Source organism: Streptomyces sp. NPDC044064 (assembly GCF_056434245.1).
The window spans coordinates 317115-338151 of the sequence record NZ_JBWKFN010000007.1 but is presented as its reverse complement, the minus strand read 5'-3'; the positions used below and the strand labels follow the sequence as shown (position 1 = coordinate 338151).

The following is a 21037-nucleotide window of genomic DNA, read 5'->3' as shown; positions in this document are numbered from 1 at the left end:
ACCACCCTCGGACCCCCGCCGCTCTCGCATCCGGCCCGGGATCCCATGCTGCCGCCGCGGCGCCAGCCGAACCCCGGTCCACATCCATCCGCGGAGGCGTCACCGCCGGCCGCCCGACCGCCGTCAGACTCCCGCCGCAGTCGTGTCCGGCCGCAGAGCCAACGCGGCCGCGGCAGCGCCGACCAGACCCGCATCCGTACCCATCTGCGCAGGCGTCACCGTGAGCCGCTGGACGAAGGAGAGGGTCGCGTAGTCGGCGAGGGCCCTGCGCAGGGGGGTGAGGAGGATGTCGCCGGCCTTGCCGACACCGCCGCCGATCACCGCGATGTCGATCTCCACCAGGGTCGCGGTGGCCGCGATGCCGGCGGCCAGGGCCTGGGCGGCCCGCTCGAAGGAGGCCACGGCGACCGGGTCGCCCTCCCGGGCGGCGGCGGCCACCGCCGCGGCGGAGGCGTCGCCGTCCGGGCCGGGCAGCCAGCCCTCTTCCAGGGCGCGGCGGGCGATGTTGGGGCCGCTGGCGATGCGCTCGACGCAGCCGCGCGAGCCGCACGGGCACGGGTCGCCGTCGAGGTCGACGCTGATGTGCCCGATGTGCCCGGCGTTGCCGGTCGGGCCGGGATGCAGCTGTCCGCCGAGGACCAGGCCGCCGCCGACGCCGGTGGAGACCACCATGCACAGCGCGTTGTCGTGGCCGCGTGCGGCGCCCTGCCAGTGCTCGGCCGCGGTGATGGCCACCCCGTCGCCGATCAGCTCGACCGGCAGCCCGCCGGTGGCCGAGCGCACCCGCTCGACCAGCGGGAAGTCCCGCCAGCCCGGCACGTTCACGGGACTGACGGTGCCCGCGGAGGCGTCCACCGGGCCCGCACTGCCGATGCCTATCGAACCGGCGCGTCCCCACAGAGGTGATTCGGCGAGGTCGCCGAGCACCCCCTCGACGGCCTGCATGACCGTTTCGCCGTCCTTTTGCGCTGGCGTCGCACGCTGTGCGCGTGCCTGGATCCGTCCGTGACCGTCCACCAGAGCGCCGGCGATCTTGGTGCCGCCGATGTCCAGGGCCGCCACGAGGTCGGTGTACATCAGTGTCAGATCTCCCCGTTGAACCTTGAATAATCAGAAAGAGGCAGGCCGGTCGAGCGGTGGGGGCGCAGGCCGGAGACAGCGGTGGACAGTCTCTCGCGCATCTGACAACGTTGTCCAGGCTCTATGCTCGACGCCACATCCTCATACAAACCACGGATCTTCGCACCACCCCCGTGGGACAGCCCGGACGACAGGACAAGGACGCCGCATCGTGCCCGAGAGCAGCCGCCGTGCAGACCGCCCCGCAGACCGTCACTCCGGGTCGCGTTACGGCAACCGTCCCACGATGAAGGACGTGGCCGCGCGCGCCGGGGTCGGCCTGAAGACGGTGTCCCGTGTGGTCAACAGCGAGCCGGGTGTCACCCCGGACACCGAGCGCCGCGTCCAGGAGGCGATCGAGGCACTCGGCTTCCGCCGCAACGACAGCGCACGCGTCCTGCGCAAGGGCCGCACGGCCAGCATCGGCCTGGTCCTGGAGGACCTCGCCGACCCGTTCTACGGCCCACTGAGCCGCGCGGTCGAGGAGGTGGCCCGGGCCCACGGCGCCCTGCTGATCAACGGCTCCAGCGCCGAGGACCCGGACCGGGAGCAGGAGCTGGCGCTCGCGCTGTGCGCCCGGCGGGTGGACGGTCTCGTGGTGATCCCGGCCGGGGACGACCACCGCTACCTGGAGCCGGAGATCAGGGCGGGCGTGGCCACCGTGTTCGTGGACCGCCCCGCCGGAAAGATCGACGCGGACGTGGTGCTGTCGGACAACTTCGGCGGCGCCCGCGACGGCGTCGCCCATCTGATCGCGCACGGTCACCGCCGGATCGGGTTCATCGGCGACATGCCCCGCATCCACACCGCGGCCGAGCGCCTTCGCGGCTACCGGGCAGCCATGGGGGACGCCGGGATACCGGTCGAGGAGCGGTGGATGTCGCTCGGGGCGACGGATCCGGTGCGGGTGCGCCGGGCGGCCGAGGAGATGCTCTCGGCCCCCTCCCCCGTCACCGCGATCTTCACGGGCAACAACCGGGTGACGGTCACCGTGATCCGGGTCCTCGCCGAGCAGTCCCGCCCGGTCGCTCTCGTCGGCTTCGACGACATCGAGCTGGCCGATCTGCTCCAGCCGGGCGTCACGGTCGTCGCCCAGGACGCGGCCGCCCTCGGCCGGACCGCCGCCGAGCGTCTCTTCCGCCAGCTGGACGGCACGCTCGTCGCGCCCGAGCGGATCGAGCTGCCGACCCGGCTCATCACCCGCGGCTCGGGCGAGCTGTCGCCCGCGGAGTGAGCCGCCGTGACCGGTGACGTCGGACGCACCCTGGCGGAACTCGGCCTCGCCGAGGCACCCCGCGACCATCCCCTGACCTATCCGGGCGCCTGGCCCGCCGACTCCGGGCTGCTGCACGGCGACCGGATGCTGCCGCTGGACCGGTTGGTGCACGAGGACCGGACGCCGGTCCTCGCCGTCGGCTCCAACGCCTGCCCGGGTCAACTGCGCCGCAAGATGGATGAGTCCGGGATCGACGCGGCCATCCCGATGGTGCGGGCGCGGGTGACCGGCATCGACGTGGGCGTCTCCGCCCATGTGAGCCTGCTGGGCTATGTCTCCGCCTCTCCCGTCAGGTCACCTGGCTGCTCACGGGAGTTGTTCGTCATCTGGCTGGATCCGCGGCAACTGGCGGTGATCGACGCCAGCGAGCCGAACTTCTGGCGGGCCCGGCTGCCCGTGTCCGACGTGCGGATCGAGCTGCCGGACGGCTCGGCGCTGACCGGCGCGTACGCCTACGTCAACCGGCACGGGGTGCTGCACGACGGCACGGGCACACCCCGCCGGCATCCCGGGCAGCGCCCGCTGCTCACCGAACTCCTCGTGGCGTCGGCCCTGTTGCGCGAGCTGTTCGGGATCACACCGGAGGAGTTCTGCGCGCGGGCCCGCGCCGACGCGGCGCTGTGCGCGCGGGGCACGCGGCTGTTCGCGGAGCACGCCTGGGTGACGGAGGCGGGGCTGGAGCCGTACGCGCACGGCCGGCCGTAGCCCGCGCCCGGTCGCCGGCTCCCCGGTCCGGGGCATGACGGGCGGCTCCCGCGGACGGCCGTGGGGCCCGAGCAGCCGTCGGCCGTGTTCGCACGGCCGACGGCTGCTCGGGGTGCTGCCCGGCGGTCAGGGACGACGCGGCGGGCGCGGGCTCACGGGGCCCGGTTGAAGAGCGCGACGACGCTGTGGTTCTTGTCCATGGTGATCTGGTAGTTGACCGTGGTGTCGCTCTGCCTCACGCCGTCGACCTCCCAGCCCGCGAACACGTTGCCGGCCGCCGGGTGGGCGGTGAGCGTCACCTGCGTGCCGGGGTCGTAGGGGCCGAACTCGCTGACCGTGATGCTGCCGCCGCCAGCCGGGGAGACGGACATCGTGAGGTCGTGCCGGTTGGTCGCCTTCGAGGCGCGGTAGTCGGACACCAGCGGCGTGGCGAGCTGGGCGATGCCCGCGTTGTTGTTCTTCGCGTCGCCGAGGATCTTGCCCTCGGCGGTGTGGTTGACGGTGTTGGAGTACTGGTTGATGACCTTGCAGTCGGGCCGGCAGGGCGTGTTGTAGGCCATGAGCGTGTGGTACTTGTTGTCGGACGTGATCCAGCCGAAGTTGGTGTCGTTCGGCCCGGGCGGCGTCTCCCCGTTGTTCGCCACGGTCTTCCGGTCGTGCCGCATGCCCAGGTTGTGGCCGATCTCGTGGCCCAGGTTGTCCCACTCCTTCACGGACAGGACGCTCGTGACCGAGTAGGCGCTCTCGCTGGTCCTCGAGCTCACGGGGATCGGCAGATCGGCCGAGCCGGAGCTGTTCTGGATGGGGATGGAGGCGAGCAGGGCCACCAGGTCGGCGCCGTAGAGATCCCGGTTCGCGTGGGCCACGGAACCGAGCGTCAGGTCGTTGCGGTTGTTAATCTTGGCGAGCAAGGTACTGGCGGACGGGTCGTCCCCGCCGAACGGCGTGGTCTGGTACGAGTGGACGACGTGCACGCTGGCCGGCACGTGGCTGGTGGCGAGAGCCTTGTTGATCTGGCTCACTCCGTAGCGCATCCGGGCCTCCACCTCCGGCACCCCGCCGAGCTCGGTGACAGCCGCGGGGGTGTAGGCGACGAGGAGGTCGATCGCGACCGGGTTGTTGTTGTCGGCCCTGGGCTTCTTCTCGGCGTGCCCGGGACGCTCGGCTCGCTTGGGCAGGGTCACGGTGTCGCCGGGCTGTCCGCTCGGCGGCAGCTTCAGCGTGTCGATCTCCTGCAGGCGGTACTTGCCCGGATGCTTGGGCAGCGGGGTGAACACGTAGTCCTTGGTGCCGACCTCGATGACGCCGTCGAGGGTGACGTGGCCGCCGCCGCGCGTGCAGGCTCCGATGATGGACAGCGACACCGTGTTCTCGGGCTTCTTCGGGTCGTGCCCGTCCCAGTAGACGGTGCCGTTCGCGTCCTTGTGGTAGTAGTCCCGCATCGCGGTGATGCCCCGGCCGCCGGGGAAGAGCCGGAACGTGCGGAGCTCCGGCACGCCGTCCTTCTGCTTGAGGCACAGGGGTGCGAACTCCTTGGCGTCGGCGCGCAGCACGGCGGTGCGCACCACCCAGGGCTCGTCGTTGTCGGACCCGCCGTTCGCGTGCGGCGTGGCCATGGCCAGCGGAAGAGGAGCGAGAAGAGCGGTCGCCGCGGTACAGGCGACCAGCAGGGAACGACGCATGGGGGACGTCTGCCTCTCTGTGGGGGAATGTGCCCCATGATCAGCGTCTGTTCGCGTCCCGCCGTCGAGCACAGGGGCGCGGGAGCCATGTCGCCCGGAGGTTCATCCAGTCAGCCGTCTGCGGATCCGGCCGGAGGTCGTGCGCCGGCGGTCACCGCCCGGACGCGCAGCCGCCCCCGGCGCCCTTGTCGGCGGGCACCGGGGGCGGCTCGTCCTGTCGCGGGACGCCGCTACTTCGCCGAGGCCGTCAGGTCGCCGCGCCGGGGCGCCGCGAAGCCCTCCAGGTCGGCCCGGGTCAGGCCGGTGAGGCGGGCGACCTCGGCGATGTCGAGGGCGCCGCAGTCCAGGCCGCGCAGCAGGTAGCCGCTGAGGGCCTTGGCGGTGGCGGGCTCGTCCATGACGTCGCCGCCGGCACGGTTGGCGTAGCGGGTGAGCCGGGCGGCCGCCTGCTCGAAGCCCTCGCGGTAGAAGGCGAAGACGGCGGCGTAGCGGGTCGGGATGTGGCCGGGGTGCATGTCCCAGCCCTGGTAGTAGGCGCGGGCCAGGGCGCGCCGTGTCAGGCCGTAGTGCAGGCGCCAGGCGTCGTGGACCTTCGCGGTCGGGCCGACCGGCAGGACGTTGGTGGAACCGTCCGAGACGCGTACGCCGGTGCCCGCGGCGGCGACCTGCATGATCGCCTTGGCGTGGTCGGCGGCGGGGTGGTCGCTGGCCTGGTACGCGGCGGAGACACCGAGGCAGGCGCTGTAGTCGAAGGTGCCGTAGTGCAGGCCGGTGGCGCGGCCCTCGGCGGCCTGGATCATGCGGGCGACGGTCGCGGTGCCGTCGGTGGCCAGGATGGACTGGCTGGTCTCGATCTGGATCTCGAAGCCGAGCCGCCCGGCCTCCAGGCCGTGCACCTTCTCGAAGGCCTCCAGGAGCCGCACGAACGCGCTGACCTGCTCGGCGTACGTCACCTTGGGCAGGGTCAGCACCAGCCCCTCGGGCAGGCCGCCGGTCTCGATCAGGGCGGTGAGGAAGACGTCGAGGGTGCGGATGCCCCGGTCGCGTACCGCGGCCTCCATGCACTTCGTGCGGATGCCCATGTACGGGGCCGCCGTGCCGTTCTTGCAGGCCTCGGCGATCAGACGGGCGGCGCGGGCGGCCGTCTCGTCCTCCTCGGCGTCCGGGCGGGGGCCGTAGCCGTCCTCGAAGTCGACGCGCAGGTCCTCGATCGGCTCGCGCTCCAGCTTGGCGCGGACGCGGGAGTGAACGGGCTCGGCGAGGTCGTCGGACAGGCCGAGGACAGCCGCGAACGAGGCCGCGTCCGGAGCGTGCTCGTCGAGGGCGGCGAGCGCCTGGTCGCCCCAGGAACGGATGGTGTCGGCGGCGAAGACGTCACCGGGGACGTACACGGTGTGGACGGGCTGCCGGGTGCCGGGGTCTCCGGGGTAGCGGCGCTCCAGTTCCGCGTCGACCGGCGCGAGGGAGGCACTGATCTCCTCGCTGACGGCGCCCGCGAGGCTCGTCGCCACCTTCTCCTGCTGACCCATCCCACACCCTCCATGTTTCCGCTCTACGGAATCAACAATCCGTAGAATGAAGTTATCCGGGGACCTTCGAGATGGTCAACACCATGTCCACCGGACGCCACTGCGACACCTCGCCCTGTTCACGTCCCTCTCGGGGCGCGGTGTCACACTTTCCCTCGCACGACTCGCCCGGCCGTTCCACCGAAGGAGCCTCCGTGCCGAACCGCAGCCGAGTCACGCGCCGCCTGGGCCTCAAGGCCGCACTGCTCTCAGCCGTCACCACTCCCCTGTCCAGTACAGCACTGCCCGCCCCGTCCGCCTCGGCGCGGGAGCACCGGGCCCGCCCGTTGGGGATCATGTCCTTCAACCTGCGCTTCGCGAGCACCGCGGAGCCCAACAGCTGGACCGTCCGCAGACCGGTGATGAGCACACTGCTGCGCCGCGAGCAGCCCCATGTCATCGGCACCCAGGAAGGGCTCTACCAGCAGCTGCGCGACATCGACGCCGACCTCGGACCGCACTACGACTGGATCGGCACCGGCCGCGAGGGCGGCAGCCGCGACGAGTTCGCGGCGGTCTTCTACGACAGCCGGCGCCTGTCCCCGGTCGAGCACTACACCTTCTGGCTCTCCGACACCCCGGAAGTGATCGGCTCCAACACCTGGAGAGCCGCGTTTCCGCGCATCGTCACCTGGGTCCGTTTCCACGACCTGCACGACGACGGACGGGAGTTCTACGTGCTGAACACCCACTTCGACCACGCGAGGCGGTCGGCGCGCGAACGCAGCGCCGCCCTCATGGCCCAGCGGATCGCCGGCCTCGACCGCGCCCTGCCGGTCGTGGTGACCGGCGACTTCAACGTCGCCGCGCACCGGAACCCGGTCTACGACACGATGCTCGGCGCCGGCCTCGTCGACACCTGGGAGACCGCCGCCGAGCGCAGCGCGCTGTACGGCACGTTCCACGGCTACAAGCCGCTCGTCCCGAACGGCGACCGCATCGACTGGATCCTGTCCACACCAGGCGTCACGACCCGGCGGGCGTCGATCAACACCTTCTCCAGGAGCGGCCGGTTCCCGAGCGATCACCTGCCGGTGCAGGCCTGGGTCACCCTGGGATGAGCAGAGGCCCCCGTGACCGGCGCGCGGTCACGGGGGCCTCGTACAGCCTGGCGGCGATCAGCCCTTGCGGGTCTTGATCTCCTCGGTGAGCTGCGGGACGACGTCGAAGAGGTCGCCGACGACGCCGTAGTCGACCAGGTCGAAGATCGGGGCCTCGGCGTCCTTGTTGACCGCCACGATCGTCTTCGAGGTCTGCATACCGGCACGGTGCTGGATCGCTCCGGAGATGCCGTTGGCGATGTACAGCTGCGGCGAGACCGACTTACCGGTCTGGCCGACCTGGTTGGTGTGCGGGTACCAGCCGGCGTCCACCGCGGCACGCGAGGCGCCGACGGCCGCGCCGAGCTGGTCGGCGAGCGCCTCGATGATCGAGAAGTTCTCGGCACCGTTGACGCCACGGCCACCGGAGACCACGATCGCGGCCTCGGTCAGCTCCGGACGACCCGTCGACTCACGGGCGGTGCGACCGGTGACCTTGGTGCCGGTGGCCTTGTCGGAGAAGGACACGGCAAGGGCCTCGACGGCGCCGGCGGCCGGGGCGGCCTCGACGGCGGCCGAGTTCGGCTTGACCGTGATGACCGGGGTGCCCTTGATGACGCGGGACTTGGTGGTGAAGGACGCGGCGAACACCGACTGGGTGGCCACCGGACCCTCGTCGCCGGCCTCCAGGTCGACGGCGTCCGTGATGATGCCGGAGCCGATGCGCAGCGCCAGACGGGCGGCGATCTCCTTGCCCTCCGCGGAGGACGGGACCAGCACGGCGGCCGGGGAGACGGCCTCGTAGGCGGCCTGCAGGGCGTCCACCTTCGGGACGACCAGGTAGTCGGCGTACTCGGACGCCTCGTGCGTCAGGACGCGGGTCGCGCCGTGCTCGGCGAGCGCGGCGGCGGTGTCCGCGGCGCCGTTGCCCAGCGCGACGGCGACGGGCTCGCCGATGCGGCGGGCCAGGGTCAGCAGCTCCAGGGTGGGCTTGCGGACGGCACCGTCCACGTGGTCGACGTAGACGAGAACTTCAGCCATGGGAACGGATCTCCTTGCGGATTACGAAGTCTGAGGGGCGGTCAGGCTGTCGAGCCTTAGATGAACTTCTGGCTCGCGAGGAACTCAGCGAGCTGCTTGCCGCCCTCGCCCTCGTCCTTGACGATCGTGCCGGCCGTGCGGGCCGGACGCTCGGTCGCGGTCTCGACCTTGGTCCAGGCGCCGTCGAGGCCGACCTCCTCGGCGTCGATGTCCAGGTCGGACAGGTCCCAGGACTCCACCGGCTTCTTCTTGGCGGCCATGATGCCCTTGAAGGACGGGTAACGCGCCTCGCCCGACTGGTCCGTGACGGAGACGACGGCCGGCAGGGAGGCCTCCAGCTGCTCGCTCGCGGCGTCGCCGTCGCGACGGCCCTTGACCGTGCCGTCCTCGACGGAGACCTCGGAGAGCAGGGTGACCTGCGGGACGCCCAGACGCTCGGCCACCAGGGCCGGGACGATACCGGCGGTGCCGTCGGTGGAGGCCATGCCGGAGATCACCAGGTCGTAGCCGGCCTTCTCGATCGCCTTGGCCAGCACCAGCGAGGTGCCGATGGCGTCGGTGCCGTGCAGGTCGTCGTCCTCGACGTGGACGGCCTTGTCGGCACCCATGGACAGCGCCTTGCGCAGCGCGTCCTTGGCGTCCTCCGGGCCCACCGTCAGGACGGTGACCTCGACGTCGTCGTCCGAGTTCTCGGAGATCTGCAGCGCCTGCTCGACCGCGTACTCGTCGAGCTCGGAGAGCAGACCGTCCACGTCGTCGCGGTCGACGGTCAGGTCATCGGCGAAGTGCCGGTCGCCAGTGGCGTCGGGCACGTACTTCACAGTGACAACGATCCTCAAGCTCACGCCGGCTCTCCTACTGCATCGTCATTTCCGGGCTGCCTCTTGCAGGCAGCATAGGCGCCTCAAGCGGCCGATCCCGATCGGGGCGTCCGCGCGCTCCGACCGAAATATTACTCGTCAGTACACCCAGTTCATGCCCGCTAAGCAAGCGCTTTGAACTGTGACCTTCGCAACGCAGCGTAACCGGAACTCGACGGCTCCGCAGGGCGGCAGAGGCGTGATCAATCCCGCAGGCCGTTGAAGCGGCCCTGGTGGTAGAGGAGGGGACGCCCGGCGCCCGTGGAGTCACCGAGGACCACCTCGGCGAGCACGATGCGGTGATCACCGGCCGGTACGCGGCCGACGATCCGGCAGACCAGCCACGCCAGCACGTCGTCCAGGACGGGTACGCCGTTCGGGCCCTCCCGCCACGCCGTGGGCGCGCCGAAGCGGTCGGCGCCGCTGCGGGCGAAGGTGGCGGCCAGGTCGCTCTGGTGCTCACCGAGTATATGGATGCCGACATGCTCGGTCTCGGCGACGGCGGGCCAGCTGGAGGCGCCCGTGCCGATACCGAAGGAGACGAGCGGGGGCTCGGCGGACACGGAGGTGAGGGAGGTGGCGGTGAAGCCGACCGGGCCCGAGGCACCGCGCGCGGTGATCACCGCGACACCGGCGGCGTGCCGGCGGAAGGTGGAGCGCAGCAGGTCGGGCGAGGCGAGCTGAAAGGTGCCGAGGTCGGACGGGGCCGTCATGGAGTTGTCCTTCTGCGAGGGGTGACGAGCGGGGTCGGTGCTGTTCAACAGCGCGGACAGCGCGCGCTCGACGTGCGGACCAGGGCGCCTTCATGAAGGTGTCCCCGCCCGAAGAGAAGGAGTTCGGTCGGCATAGGGTCAGGCTGACGATAGGTGGCATGCACAGTCAAGTTCGTTCCGGGATCTGGGAGATGCCTCACCGTGCGCCCGAGGGGCCGCGCACCGCCTCCCCGAGGGCCGCGATCACGTCGGCCTTGCGGGGCTGTCCGGTGGCGCGTCGCACGACCCGGCCGTCCGCGTCGAGGACCAGCACGGTGGGCGTCTTCAGGATCTCCAACTCGCGTACGAGGTCCAGACGGGCCTCGGCGTCGATCTCGACGTGGGTGACGCCGGGGACCATACCGGCGACCTCACCGAGGACCCGCCGGGTGGCCCGGCACGGTGCGCAGAAGGCACTGGAGAACTGCAGGAGCGTGGCCCGCTCGCCCAGTTCACCGCCCAGCTCGGCCGCTCCCACCCGCCTGCCGCCGTCTCGCCCGCGCACCCGCACTCTCCCGCTCCGCCGCTTGTGCAGCACTCCGTAGGCGCTCGCCACGACGAGCACCGCCACGCACACCACCAGTCCGGTCATCATCCGCACCAGCATTCATGAGACTGCAAAGATTCCCGCCTCCCGGTGGAGTTTGCCTTGCGGAATGCTTGATTCATGGAGATCGATGCGAGGGGGCCCCGCTTCACGGCGGCCGTGACGACCGTCGTACTGGCGGCAGCACTCATCACACAGAGCGCCTGGGTGCTGGGCTGGCAGACCCTGGCGTTCGCGTTCGGCGCGGCGGGCGGGGTGAGCCGGTCGCCGTACGGTCGGCTGTTCCGGACGGTGGTGCGGCCGCGGCTCGGGCCGCCGACGGAGTTCGAGACGCCGGAGCCGCCGCGATTCGCGCAGGCGATCGGGCTGTTGTTCGCCGGGTTCGGACTCGTCGGGTTCACGTTGGGTCCGGCCTGGCTGGGGCTCGCGGCGACCGGGGCCGCGCTCGCTGCCGCCTTCCTCAATGCCACGGTCGGGTACTGCCTGGGGTGCGAGTTGTTCCTCGTCCTGAAGAGAATCACGGTACGCGCGGAGTGAAGGGGATCCGACGACCGAGGCGGGGCACTAGGCCGACGTGACGAGGATCTCGCCGCCGCGAGGCACCAGGACTGGCTACCTGTCCGTTCTTCGGGCACGATCTGCGAGACGCCGTAAACCTACGGCTGCGTAACTTTCCCGCCGGGATCCCCCCTTTCCCGAGCAGAGCAGAAAGGGCCCACCCCGCCCATGGCAGAGCTGGTCTACCGTCCCGTCGTCGGTCTCGCCAAGACGCTGTTCAAGGCCTGGGACCTGAAGATCGACTGCCAGGGGTCGGAGAACATCCCGCACTCGGGCGGTGCGGTCCTGGTGAGCAATCACATCAGCTACCTGGACTTCATCTTCAACGGGCTGGCGGCCCTGCCGCAGAAGCGTCTGGTGCGCTTCATGGCGAAGGAGTCCGTCTTCCGGCACAAGGTGTCCGGGCCGCTGATGCGCGGGATGAAGCACATCCCGGTGGACCGCAAGCAGGGCGAGGCCGCCTTCGCGCACGCGCTGGACTCGCTGCGCTCCGGCGAGGTCATCGGGGTGTTCCCGGAGGCCACGATCTCGCAGTCCTTCACCCTGAAGAGCTTCAAGTCGGGCGCGGCCCGCCTCGCCCAGGAGGCGGGCGTCCCGCTCGTCCCGATGGCGGTGTGGGGCACGCAGCGGCTGTGGACCAAGGGGCACCCGCGCAACTTCAGGCGCAGCCACACCCCGATCACCATCCGGGTCGGCGAGCCGGTCGAGGCCCCGCGCGACCAGTACGCGGGCGCCATCACCCGCCGCCTGCGCGAGGGCGTCCAGGAGCTGCTGGACGCCGCCCAGCGCGCCTACCCGGCACGCCCGAAGGGCGCGGACGACTCCTGGTGGCTCCCGGCCCACCTCGGGGGTACGGCACCCACGGCCGAGCAGCTGCGGGCGGCCGAGGCGCGCTGACGCGCCTGATTCCCCGTCACTGACGGCCGGGGAATCGACGAGTGCGCGAGGTGCCGGTCAGGCGGGAGCGCCGGCCGACGCCGGAGCATGCACCTCGATGCGGGCGCCCGGGCTGAACTTCTCCAGCAGCTCGGCGAGTTCGGCGGCCGCCGCCTCCGCCTCCGGAACCGGCATCGGGGCGAGGGTCTCCAGCAGGAAGAGGCCGGAGACCGTCTCCTCGGTGAGGCGGGTGCGCGGGCCCTGGCGCCAGTTCCAGCGACGGCAGGTCACACCGGCCTCGTCGCGCCACACGACCTCGCCCGCGTCGGGGTGTTCGACGGTCTCCTCGCCGCCCGCGACCGTCACGAAGTCCTCTTCACCCGTGGCGCGCACAAGCCGCATCTCACCCTGGATGCGGTCGATGTCCTCGCCGCCGACGGGGACCAGGTGGGCGACGCTGATGGCGTTGTAGAGGTCCACGAGCAGGTTGATGCGGGGCAGGCCGCCGTCGGCGAGAGCCCGCTTCGCCAGCGCCTCGGCCGAGTTGCGGGTGCGCGACGGCTTCGAGCCGAAGGCGGTGTACGTCTCCCGCCAGGCCACCATGTGCGGGTCCTCGTGCGGCGCTCGTCCGTCCAGGCGGGCGGCCAGCCGACGGGCCGCGTCGTCCAGCAGCGCCGAACTCGCTTCGGTGCTGGGCCCGTTGACCAGGTCGTACGCCTCGATCACGACATGGGTGAAGCCGGGCGCGAGTGCGCGGACCTCGTCGGACACGGTGAGAGTGAGCGTCATCTGCCTCGCCTCAGAGAGTGCTGGGGAGCGTCTTCCACAGGGCCGACCGGTCCGGGGCCGCTTTCAACGCGCTGAGGACGGCCGGGTGCGGTTCAGCATACAAGGCCGGGTAGTCCACCTCATTGGACGCCGGGTCGGGGATCCAGGCCAACCGCTCGCCCTCCAGGGAGAACCGGGCGTCCACGCCGGGCTTGTTGCCTCGCGGGTCCTGCCGGTGCCACGCCCCGCGAAAGCGTACGGCGACCAGGCCGTGCAGGGCGTGACCGCTGCCGTCGTCGTGCCTGAGCCGCTGGTAGCACAGGGCGGTGGGGATGTCCTCGGCCCTCAGCAGGGCCGCCAGGGCGTGCGCCTTGGCGTAGCAGATACCCGTCCGCTGCTCCAGCACGTCCGAGGCACGCCAGGTGACGCGCGGGTCGTCGGCGTCGGCGGAGTGCGGGACGGTGTCGCGGACGAACTCGTAGGCGGCGCGCGCATAGGCATACGAGTCCGTGACCGTCTCGGCCAGCCGGGCGGCCGTCTCCCCCACAACGGGGTGGTGATGGTCAATGACCTCGTCGGCAGCCAGGTAGGCGGACAGGTCGGCGGTGTTCTGGATCAGCTCCATGGCCGCAGAGCATAGGAATGCGATCACCCGACAGTCAATGACTTTTCAGGTGACCGCATACCTATGCATATTCGGGGGCTAGCGCGCCATCTCCTCCTTGAGCGCCGCCACGAACGTGTCGACGTCCTCCTCCGTGGTGTCGAAGGAGCACATCCAGCGCACGACGCCCGCCGTCTCGTCCCAGAAGTAGAACCGGAACCGCTTCTGCAGCCGCTCGCTCACGTCGTGCGGGAGCTTGGCGAAGACGCCGTTCGCCTGCACCGGGTGGAGGATCTCCACCCCGTGCACCGCGCGCACGCCCTCGGCCAGCCGCTGGGCCATCTCGTTCGCGTGCCGGGCGTTGCGCAGCCACAGGTCCTTGGCGAGCAGCGCCTCCAGCTGCACCGACACGAAGCGCATCTTGGAGGCGAGCTGCATGGACATCTTGCGCAGATGCTTCATGCGGCCGACCGCGTCCTGGTTGAGGACGACGACCGCCTCGCCGAACAGGGCGCCGTTCTTCGTCCCGCCGAGCGAGAGGATGTCGACGCCGACCGCGTTGGTGAACGTCCGCATGGGCACGTTCAGGGACGCGGCCGCGTTGGCTATCCGCGAGCCGTCCAGGTGCACCTTCATGCCGTGCGCGTGGGCGCGCTCGCAGATCGCCCGGATCTCCTCGGGCGTGTAGAGCGTGCCCAGCTCCGTGCTCTGGGTGATCGAGACGACCTGCGGCATCGCGCGGTGCTCGTCCTCCCAGCCCCAGGCCTGCCGGTCGATCAGCTCGGGCGTGAGCTTGCCGTCGGGCGTGGGCACGGTGAGCAGCTTCAGACCGCCCATGCGCTCGGGGGCGCCGCCCTCGTCGACGTTGATGTGCGCGCTCTCGGCGCAGATCACCGCACCCCAGCGGTCGGTGACCGCCTGGAGCGCGACGACGTTGGCGCCGGTGCCGTTGAAGACCGGGAAGGCCTCCGCGCCGGCCCCGAAGTGGCTGCGGATGATCCGCTGGAGGTTCTCGGTGTAGTCGTCCTCGCCGTACGCCACCTGGTGGCCGCCGTTGGCCAGGGCCAGGGCGGCCATCACCTCCGGATGCGCCCCGGCGTAGTTGTCACTGGCGAAACCGCGGACCTGCGGGTCGTGGTGGCGACGCGCGTCGGTCTTGGGAGGGTTCACGGCTTCTCGGTCAGCCACAGACGGTTTCCGTTCACTTCGGCGGCGGACTTGCTCCAGACGCCCTCGACGGCCTCGGCCAGGTCCTTGACGTCCGTGAAGCCCGCGAACTTCGCGCTGGGGCGCTCGGCGCGCATCGCGTCGTGCACCAGCGCCTTCACCACCAGGATGGCAGCCGCCGAGCGCGGACCCGCCTCGCCCCCGGCCTTGCGGAAGCCGTCGGCCATGGCGAGCGTCCAGGCCTCGGCGGCGGCCTTGGCCGCGGAGTACGCGGCGTTGCCCGCGGTGGGCTTCGACGCGCCGGCGGCGCTGATCAGCACGTACCGGCCGCGGTCGCTGCGCTGCAGGCCGTCGAAGAAGGCCAGGGAGGTGTGCTGGACGGTGCGGACGAGCAGCTTCTCCAGCAGGTCCCAGTCGGCCAGGTCGGACTCGGCGAAGCTCGCGCTGCCGCGCCAGCCGCCGACCAGGTGGACCAGGCCGTCGATACGGCCGTGGTCCTTCTCGATGCGCGCCGCCCACTCACGGGTCGACTGCAGGCTGAGCAGGTCGACCGTCTCGCCGGTGACCGTGGCACCGCCGCCCGCGTAGCGGGCCGCGTCCACGGCCTCCGCCAGGCGCTCGGGGTTGTTGTCGGCACCGACGACCACCGCGCCGGCCTCGGCGAGCCGGACCAGCGCCGCGTGCCCGGCGGGTCCACCCGCGCCGGCCACCGCGATCACCGCACCGCTGAGAGACCCGTTGTTCCCCACGTTCTTCCCCTCTTGAACAGTGTTCTGGACGCGGCCGCTCACGCGGCGAGCCGCTCGGCGCTGTCCGCCGTGATGCCCTTGGTGGAGGCGATCACATTCTTCAGCTTCTTGGACAGAGCCTCAAAGAACATGCTCAGCGGAAACTCGTCCGGAAGCACGTCGTCCACGAGCTTGCGCGGCGGCTGCGTCAGGTCCAGGGCGTCGGGACCCTTGGCCCACTTGGAGCCGGGGTGCGGGGCGAGGTAGGTGGAGACCAGCTCGTAGCCCGCGAACCAGTGCACGAGCTTGGGGCGGTCGATGCCGTCCCGGTACAGCTTCTCGATCTCGGCGCACAGCTGGTTGGTGACCTGCGGGGCGCGCTCCCAGTCGATGGTGAGCTTGTTGTCGGTCCAGCGGATGACGTCGTGCTTGTGCAGGTAGGCGAAGAGCAGCTGGCCGCCGACGCCGTCGTAGTTGCGCACGCGGTCACCGGTGAGCGGGAAGCGGAACATGCGGTCGAAGAGCACCGCGTACTGCACGTCACGGGCCTGCGGGACGCCGTCCGCCTGCAGCTTCACGGCCTCCTTGAAGGCGGTGAGGTCGCAGCGCAGCTCCTCCAGGCCGTACATCCAGAACGGCTGGCGCTGCTTGATCATGAACGGGTCGAACGGCAGGTCGCCGTGGCTGTGGGTGCGGTCGTGGACCATGTCCCACAGCACGAAGGCCTCCTCGCAGCGCTTCTGGTCGTGGACCATCGCGGCGATGTCCTCGGGCAGCTCAAGGCCGAGGATGTCGACGGCCGCGTCGGTGACCCGGCGGAAGCGGGCGGCCTCACGGTCGCAGAAGATGCCACCCCAGGAGAATCGTTCCGGCGCCTCGCGCACGGCGATGGTCTCCGGGAAGAGCACGGCCGAGTTGGTGTCGTAGCCGGCCGTGAAGTCCTCGAACTTGATGCCGCAGAAGAGCGGGTTGTCGTAGCGGGTGCGCTCCAGCTCGGCCAGCCAGTCCGGCCACACCATGCGCAGCACGACCGCCTCGAAGTTGCGGTCCAGGTTGCCGTTCTGCGTGTACATCGGGAAGACGACGAGGTGCTGCAGACCGTCCGCACGGCCCGCCGCGGGCTGGAACTCCAGCAGGGAGTCGAGGAAGTCCGGCACCTGGAAGCCGCCCTCGGCCCAGCGGAGCAGGTCCTTGACCAGGGCCTCGTGGTAGGCGACGTCGTGCGGAACCAGCGGGGAGAGCTGCTGGACCCCCGCGACGACACGCTCCACGGCCGCCTCGGCCTCGGCGCGCTGCGGGGCACCCTCGGCCTCGAAGTCGATCGATCCGTCCTTCGACTGCCATGGCCGGATCTGCTCCACGGCATCCTTGAGCTCGGGCCAGGCCGGGTGCTCAACAACCCTGGTCAGCGAAGGAACCTGTCCCTCGGTACCCGCCTGCACAAGAATTTCCGTCATGTCCCATCCTCCACGGGAGAACCTCGCGTCAGGACACCGTATGCATACCCAGTTTCTCCCAGCAAGAGGCAGCTCGGGAAATTTTTCTGCATGGGCGCATGGTCACCGACATTTTTCCTGTCTATAACCGTGACGACGGTCACTTTCGCCGTGAGCAGGGGAGATGGGTGACCTCTGAGTGACCGATCAGATCCAGCCGGTCAATACCGCCGGGGACTCGCCCACCCCCGGGTGACCACACAGGCGCATCCGAGCCAGCTGCCACATGCGCCGCGCCCCGATCCGCCGCGCAGGTGCGGGTTCATCGCGGGAGCAGGCCATTAGGCTGCGACCTTGCCGCGCGGACACCGACGTCCCGTCGGGTTCGCGGGCGCCGAGCCGCCGTCGACGGAAGCGAGTTGAACCTTGAACTTCCTTACCATCGGTCACCGCGGGGTCATGGGTGTCGAGCCCGAGAACACCCTCCGTTCCTTCGTCGCCGCGCAGCAGGCCGGCCTCGACCTGATCGAACTCGATCTCCATCTGAGCAAGGACGGCGCCCTGGTCGTCATGCACGACGCGGAGGTGGACCGCACGACCGACGGCTCCGGCCCGATCGCCGAGAAGACCCTCGCGGAACTGCGGGCCCTGGACGCGGGCCGCGGGGAGCGGGTACCGGTCTTCGAGGAGGTCCTGGACGCGGTGAAGACACCCCTGCAGGCAGAGATCAAGGATGTGGCGGCCGCCAGGGCGCTCGCCGAGATCATGCACCGGCGGGACCTGGTCTCCCGGGTGGAGGTGTCCTCGTTCCACGACGAGGCGGTCGCCGAGATCGCCCGGCTGGTGCCGGGCGTGCGCACCGCACTGATCGCGAGCCGCTACGGCACCGACGTCGTGGAGCGCGCCACCGAGGTGGGTGCCGGGGCGCTGTGTCTCAACATCCGCCGGCTGACGCTGGAGGTCGTCGAACACGCGCGCGCGGCCGACCTGAGGATCATCGGCTGGGTGGTCAACACACAGGACCACCTGCGCGTCGCCCGCGCCCTCCAGCTGGACGGAGTGACGACGGACTACCCGGAGATCAAGCGCACGGGCCGGTTCACCGCCTGACCCGGCCCGCGATCTCCCGGACGAACGTCACACCAGCGGCTTCACCAGCAGCTCGAACTGCAGGTCGTCGCGCTGCGGGATGCCGAAGCGCTCGTCGCCGTACGGGAAGGGCGTCATCTCTCCCGTACGGCGGTAGCCGCGGCGCTCGTACCAGGCGATCAGGTCGTCACGGACCGAGATCACGGTCATGTGCATCTCGGTCACGCCCCAGGTCTGCCGGGCCAGCCGCTCCGCCTCCGTGATGACGACCTTGCCGAGGCCCGCGCCCTGCAGCGTGGGGCTGACCGCGAACATGCCGAAGTAGGCGTGCCGGCCGCGGTGTTCGAGCTGGCAGCAGGCGACGATCCGGCCGTCCTGCTCGACGGTCAGCAGCCGGCTGTCCGGCGACTTGATGACCCCGAGCACACCCTCCGGGTCGGTCCGCCGGCCCTCCAGGATGTCCGCCTCGGTGGTCCACCCGGCCCGGCTGGAGTCGCCCCGGTACGCCGACTCGATCAGCGCGACCAGCGCGTCGACGTCGACGTCGGTGGCGTCTCGGAACGTCGGTCCGGTGGCGGTGGTGTCCATGGGGGCGGTGGTGTCCACGGGGGCGGTCTCCGATCTCGGGCGCGGCTGAGCCAGAGACGAGGGTATCTCTGCCACTAGAGTCCGGATGCATGGTGCATGTACTGAGCAGCCGGACCCTGCTGCGCCCCAGCGACCCCGAGCGGTCCCGCGCCTTCTACGGCGAGCAGCTGGGCCTGGCCGTCTACCGCGAGTTCGGCACGGGTCCGGAGCGCGGGACCGTCTACTTCCTCGGCGGCGGCTTCCTGGAGGTCTCCGGTCGCTCGCCGGCCCCGCCGTCGCCGGCGGTCCAGCTGTGGCTGCAGGTCGAGGACGTGACCGGCGCGCACGAGGAGCTGCTGGGCAAGGGCGTCGAGATCGTCCGGCCGCCGGTGCGGGAGCCCTGGGGTCTGGTCGAGATGTGGATCGCCGACCCGGACGGGACAAGGATCGTCGTCGTCGAGGTACCCGAAGATCACCCCATGCGCTACCGCCCCGGTGTCTGACGGCCTGCGGACGGGCGAAGCTCTTCACGACGTGACGTTTCCTCGAAGGCGCAGGCGTACACCGCGATTTCACCGGTCACCGGAAATCTCCCCCGCGGCGGGGCTGTGTCGCACACCGGGTAACGGGCCCATCAGGGCGCAGAATCGGAGAATGCAGGGCTTCTGCATCACCAGCCCCTCAGGCGGGGAGGTACACAGATGCCACAGACGACGCGTATCAAGCCCTACTTCGAACTGCGCATCGGCGGCTTCCGCGTCACTTCCGACCGGATTCCCGTGCGGGTCGTAACGCTCCTGTCCAGCGTGGTGACCGGCGCTGCCGCGTTCCTCTGGAGACGCTGACCGGTCGGGGCGGATTCCGACTTGTTCAGGCCCTGTTGCCCGCAGTGAGCAGGTGGCCGCTGATGCCGAGCAGCGACGGCTCCGACTCGGTCTGCCGCAGTGCGCGCAGGATCAGGTCGCGGCGGGCGGGGTCGTCCAGCCAGTCGGAGACGTCGTCCATCAGCCAGGCGGCGCCCTCCAGGCCGTACTGACCGTGCGGTGTCAGGCCGGCGTCCGCGAACTCGGCCGGGACGTCGGCGGGCTCGTGGAAGTAGGCCGTCGTGAACAGGGACTTCGGTCCGCCGGTCGGTCGCATCCGGCCGTCGCCGACCGCCGCCTCGATCTGCGGCCGGTGCTCGGGGTCGAAGTACAGCCCCGTGCTCAGGTTGCCGTGCAGGGCCGCGTACCGGTTGATCGTGGCGGCCACCACGAGGCCGCCGGGCCGCACCACCCGGCGGGCCTCGGCGAGTACCCGGACCCGGTCCTCCCGCTCGGGCAGGTGGTAGAGGGGGCCGAGGAGCAGTGCCACGTCCACGGACGCGTCCGGCACCGCCAGGGCCCGGGCGTCGCCGACGCGCGCGCTCACGCCGGGCAGGCGGGCCGCGTGTGCGACGTGCAGGGGCACCGGGTCCACGAGTTCCACCGCGTGGCCGTCGGCGGCGAGCCACTGCGCGTGGACACCGCTGCCGCCTCCCACGTCCAGGACCCTGACCGGAGCGGGCGGCAGGAGGCGGCGCAGGACGTCCTGGGTGCGCCAGAGCTCCAGACGTCCGGCGCCCGAGCGCAGCCGGCCGTCCTCCTGGTCCCGCTCGTAGTACTCCGCGATCTCCTCGGCGAGCGCGGGAGCCGCGGCTCCCGCTGCGTGTTCCGTCTCCATCTCCGCAGCCTCGCGTCCCGTGCCGGGACCGGACAACCGATTTCCGCGTCGGCGCACTCGGCGGCCACCGCCCGGGAGAGGGGAAGCGGTCTCCGGATGGCCGGTGCCCGTGGCCGCGACTAGCGTGCGAAAGGGAGCCCTCCTCGGTCTCTCGCACAGCGGGCCGGGGCGACCGGAAGGAGCTGTGATGAAGTTCGACAAGCCGGTGATCGGCGGCCCCTGCTGGACCGAGTTGGGGACCAGTGACCTGGAAAGGGCCAAGGGTTTCTACACGGAGCTGTTCGGCTGGCGGCCGGAGACGGATCCGCGGCAGGAGGCGGGCGGATACACGGTGGCTCACCTGGGAGACGCCGCGATCGCCGCACTCACCCCGCTTTACCAGGAGTCCCAACCGGTCGCCTGGAACGTGTCGTTCGCGGTCACGGACGCCGACGACGCGGCACGGCGGGTGGAGGAGGCCGGCGGGACGGTGATCCTCGGCCCGATGGACGTCTTCGACGTGGGCCGGTTCGCGGTGGCCCTCGACCCGACGGGCGCGGCGTTCCAGCTGTGGCAGGCGCGGGCCTTCGCCGGCGCCGGTCTGTTCAACTCGCCCGGCACGCTCGGCTGGGTGGAACTGGCGACCCGGGACACCGACCGGGCCCGGGACTTCTACACCACGGTGTTCGGCTGGAGCGTCAACGCCTCGGAGTGGTACACGCAGTGGGGCATCGACGGGGAGGACTTCGGCGGGATGGCCGACATGGGCGACCGGTTCCCGCCCGGGGTACCGCCGCACTGGCTGCCGTACTTCGCGGTGGACGACGTGGACGCGACGGCCCAGGTCGCCGAGCAGGCGAACGGCACCGTCGTCATGCCTGCCACGTCGGTCCCCGACGGCCCCCGGATCGCGGTGCTGCGGGACCCGCAGGGAGCGGCGTTCGGCGTGTACAAGGCAGGCGAGGAGGGCTGAG

General features: G+C 70.9%; 23 protein-coding genes. 9 read left to right on the top strand and 14 right to left on the bottom strand.

Going from position 1 to position 21037, the window contains the following annotated elements:
* Positions 1–123 precede the first annotated feature (123 nt).
* Positions 124–1077 carry an ROK family protein gene (locus AC07DS_RS14665; RefSeq protein WP_479145257.1) on the bottom strand — a complete coding sequence of 318 codons (954 nt, stop codon included), beginning with the start codon at positions 1075–1077 and terminating at the stop codon, positions 124–126.
* Positions 1078–1366: 289 nt separating this feature from the next.
* On the opposite strand from AC07DS_RS14665, the gene AC07DS_RS14660 reads away from it, so the two are divergent.
* Entirely contained in the window at positions 1367–2353 is a 987-nt protein-coding gene (locus AC07DS_RS14660) for a LacI family DNA-binding transcriptional regulator (RefSeq protein ID WP_479145255.1), read from the top strand.
* A 6-nt stretch (positions 2354–2359) separates the two neighbouring features.
* Positions 2360–3100 (top strand): hypothetical protein, encoded by a 741-nt coding sequence (locus AC07DS_RS14655; protein ID WP_479145253.1) that lies wholly within the window; start codon positions 2360–2362, stop codon positions 3098–3100.
* Between the two features lie 152 nt (positions 3101–3252).
* On the opposite strand, the gene AC07DS_RS14650 is transcribed toward AC07DS_RS14655, so the two are convergent.
* Positions 3253–4782: an InlB B-repeat-containing protein gene (locus tag AC07DS_RS14650; RefSeq protein ID WP_479145251.1), complete on the bottom strand. Its 1530-nt coding sequence runs from the start codon at positions 4780–4782 to the stop codon at positions 3253–3255.
* A gap of 230 nt (positions 4783–5012) precedes the next feature.
* Positions 5013–6311, bottom strand: coding sequence for a DUF6986 family protein (locus AC07DS_RS14645; protein ID WP_479145250.1), 1299 nt, complete (start codon positions 6309–6311; stop codon positions 5013–5015).
* Positions 6312–6505: 194 nt separating this feature from the next.
* Here AC07DS_RS14645 and AC07DS_RS14640 point away from each other — a divergent pair, with 194 nt between their 5' ends.
* Positions 6506–7411 (top strand): endonuclease/exonuclease/phosphatase family protein, encoded by a 906-nt coding sequence (locus tag AC07DS_RS14640; protein WP_479145248.1) that lies wholly within the window; start codon positions 6506–6508, stop codon positions 7409–7411.
* Between the two features lie 57 nt (positions 7412–7468).
* Here AC07DS_RS14640 and AC07DS_RS14635 read toward each other — a convergent pair whose 3' ends face one another.
* From AC07DS_RS14635 to AC07DS_RS14620, 4 genes are all read right to left on the bottom strand, one after another.
* Entirely contained in the window at positions 7469–8431 is a 963-nt protein-coding gene (locus tag AC07DS_RS14635) for an electron transfer flavoprotein subunit alpha/FixB family protein (RefSeq protein WP_145880178.1), read from the bottom strand.
* Positions 8432–8487: 56 nt separating this feature from the next.
* Complete coding sequence (locus AC07DS_RS14630) at positions 8488–9276, bottom strand: electron transfer flavoprotein subunit beta/FixA family protein (protein ID WP_403961120.1); 789 nt, start codon at positions 9274–9276, stop codon at positions 8488–8490.
* Positions 9277–9494: 218 nt separating this feature from the next.
* Entirely contained in the window at positions 9495–10004 is a 510-nt protein-coding gene (locus AC07DS_RS14625; protein ID WP_479145245.1) for a flavin reductase family protein, read from the bottom strand.
* Positions 10005–10200: 196 nt separating this feature from the next.
* Positions 10201–10635, bottom strand: coding sequence for a TlpA family protein disulfide reductase (locus AC07DS_RS14620; protein ID WP_479145307.1), 435 nt, complete (start codon positions 10633–10635; stop codon positions 10201–10203).
* 75 nt (positions 10636–10710) lie between these two features.
* Between AC07DS_RS14620 and AC07DS_RS14615 the strand changes: the two genes are divergently transcribed.
* A complete protein-coding gene (locus AC07DS_RS14615; protein ID WP_479145242.1) occupies positions 10711–11127 on the top strand; it encodes a DUF4395 domain-containing protein in 417 nt (138 codons plus the stop codon).
* 189 nt (positions 11128–11316) lie between these two features.
* Positions 11317–12045, top strand: coding sequence for a lysophospholipid acyltransferase family protein (locus AC07DS_RS14610; protein ID WP_479145240.1), 729 nt, complete (start codon positions 11317–11319; stop codon positions 12043–12045).
* Positions 12046–12102: 57 nt separating this feature from the next.
* Here the strand turns inward: AC07DS_RS14610 and AC07DS_RS14605 are convergent, their stop codons facing one another.
* The 5 genes from AC07DS_RS14605 to AC07DS_RS14585 form a co-directional block, all read right to left on the bottom strand.
* Positions 12103–12813, bottom strand: coding sequence for a B3/B4 domain-containing protein (locus AC07DS_RS14605; RefSeq protein WP_145880167.1), 711 nt, complete (start codon positions 12811–12813; stop codon positions 12103–12105).
* A 10-nt stretch (positions 12814–12823) separates the two neighbouring features.
* Positions 12824–13417, bottom strand: a complete 594-nt coding sequence (locus AC07DS_RS14600; protein ID WP_479145237.1) for a transglutaminase domain-containing protein — start codon at positions 13415–13417, stop codon at positions 12824–12826.
* A gap of 78 nt (positions 13418–13495) precedes the next feature.
* Complete coding sequence (locus tag AC07DS_RS14595) at positions 13496–14566, bottom strand: threonine aldolase family protein (RefSeq protein ID WP_479145235.1); 1071 nt, start codon at positions 14564–14566, stop codon at positions 13496–13498.
* Entirely contained in the window at positions 14563–15354 is a 792-nt protein-coding gene (locus tag AC07DS_RS14590; RefSeq protein ID WP_479145233.1) for an SDR family NAD(P)-dependent oxidoreductase, read from the bottom strand. Before AC07DS_RS14590 ends, AC07DS_RS14595 begins: the two co-directional genes overlap by 4 nt.
* Entirely contained in the window at positions 15351–16748 is a 1398-nt protein-coding gene (locus tag AC07DS_RS14585; RefSeq protein WP_479145231.1) for a DUF6421 family protein, read from the bottom strand. Before AC07DS_RS14585 ends, AC07DS_RS14590 begins: the two co-directional genes overlap by 4 nt.
* Positions 16749–17153: 405 nt before the next feature.
* Between AC07DS_RS14585 and AC07DS_RS14580 the strand changes: the two genes are divergently transcribed.
* Positions 17154–17837, top strand: coding sequence for a glycerophosphodiester phosphodiesterase (locus AC07DS_RS14580; RefSeq protein ID WP_479145229.1), 684 nt, complete (start codon positions 17154–17156; stop codon positions 17835–17837).
* Between the two features lie 27 nt (positions 17838–17864).
* On the opposite strand, the gene AC07DS_RS14575 is transcribed toward AC07DS_RS14580, so the two are convergent.
* Positions 17865–18404, bottom strand: a complete 540-nt coding sequence (locus AC07DS_RS14575) for a GNAT family N-acetyltransferase (protein WP_479145305.1) — start codon at positions 18402–18404, stop codon at positions 17865–17867.
* A gap of 89 nt (positions 18405–18493) precedes the next feature.
* On the opposite strand from AC07DS_RS14575, the gene AC07DS_RS14570 reads away from it, so the two are divergent.
* Positions 18494–18886, top strand: coding sequence for a VOC family protein (locus AC07DS_RS14570; protein ID WP_479145227.1), 393 nt, complete (start codon positions 18494–18496; stop codon positions 18884–18886).
* A 198-nt stretch (positions 18887–19084) separates the two neighbouring features.
* Positions 19085–19228 (top strand): hypothetical protein, encoded by a 144-nt coding sequence (locus AC07DS_RS14565; protein ID WP_479145225.1) that lies wholly within the window; start codon positions 19085–19087, stop codon positions 19226–19228.
* Positions 19229–19253: 25 nt separating this feature from the next.
* Here the strand turns inward: AC07DS_RS14565 and AC07DS_RS14560 are convergent, their stop codons facing one another.
* Entirely contained in the window at positions 19254–20084 is an 831-nt protein-coding gene (locus tag AC07DS_RS14560) for a class I SAM-dependent methyltransferase (protein WP_479145223.1), read from the bottom strand.
* Between the two features lie 187 nt (positions 20085–20271).
* Between AC07DS_RS14560 and AC07DS_RS14555 the strand changes: the two genes are divergently transcribed.
* The gene (locus AC07DS_RS14555) at positions 20272–21036 is read left to right on the top strand and encodes a VOC family protein (RefSeq protein ID WP_479145221.1); all 765 of its coding nucleotides are present in this window, start codon (positions 20272–20274) and stop codon (positions 21034–21036) included.
* The last annotated feature ends 1 nt before the right edge of the window (position 21037 follow it).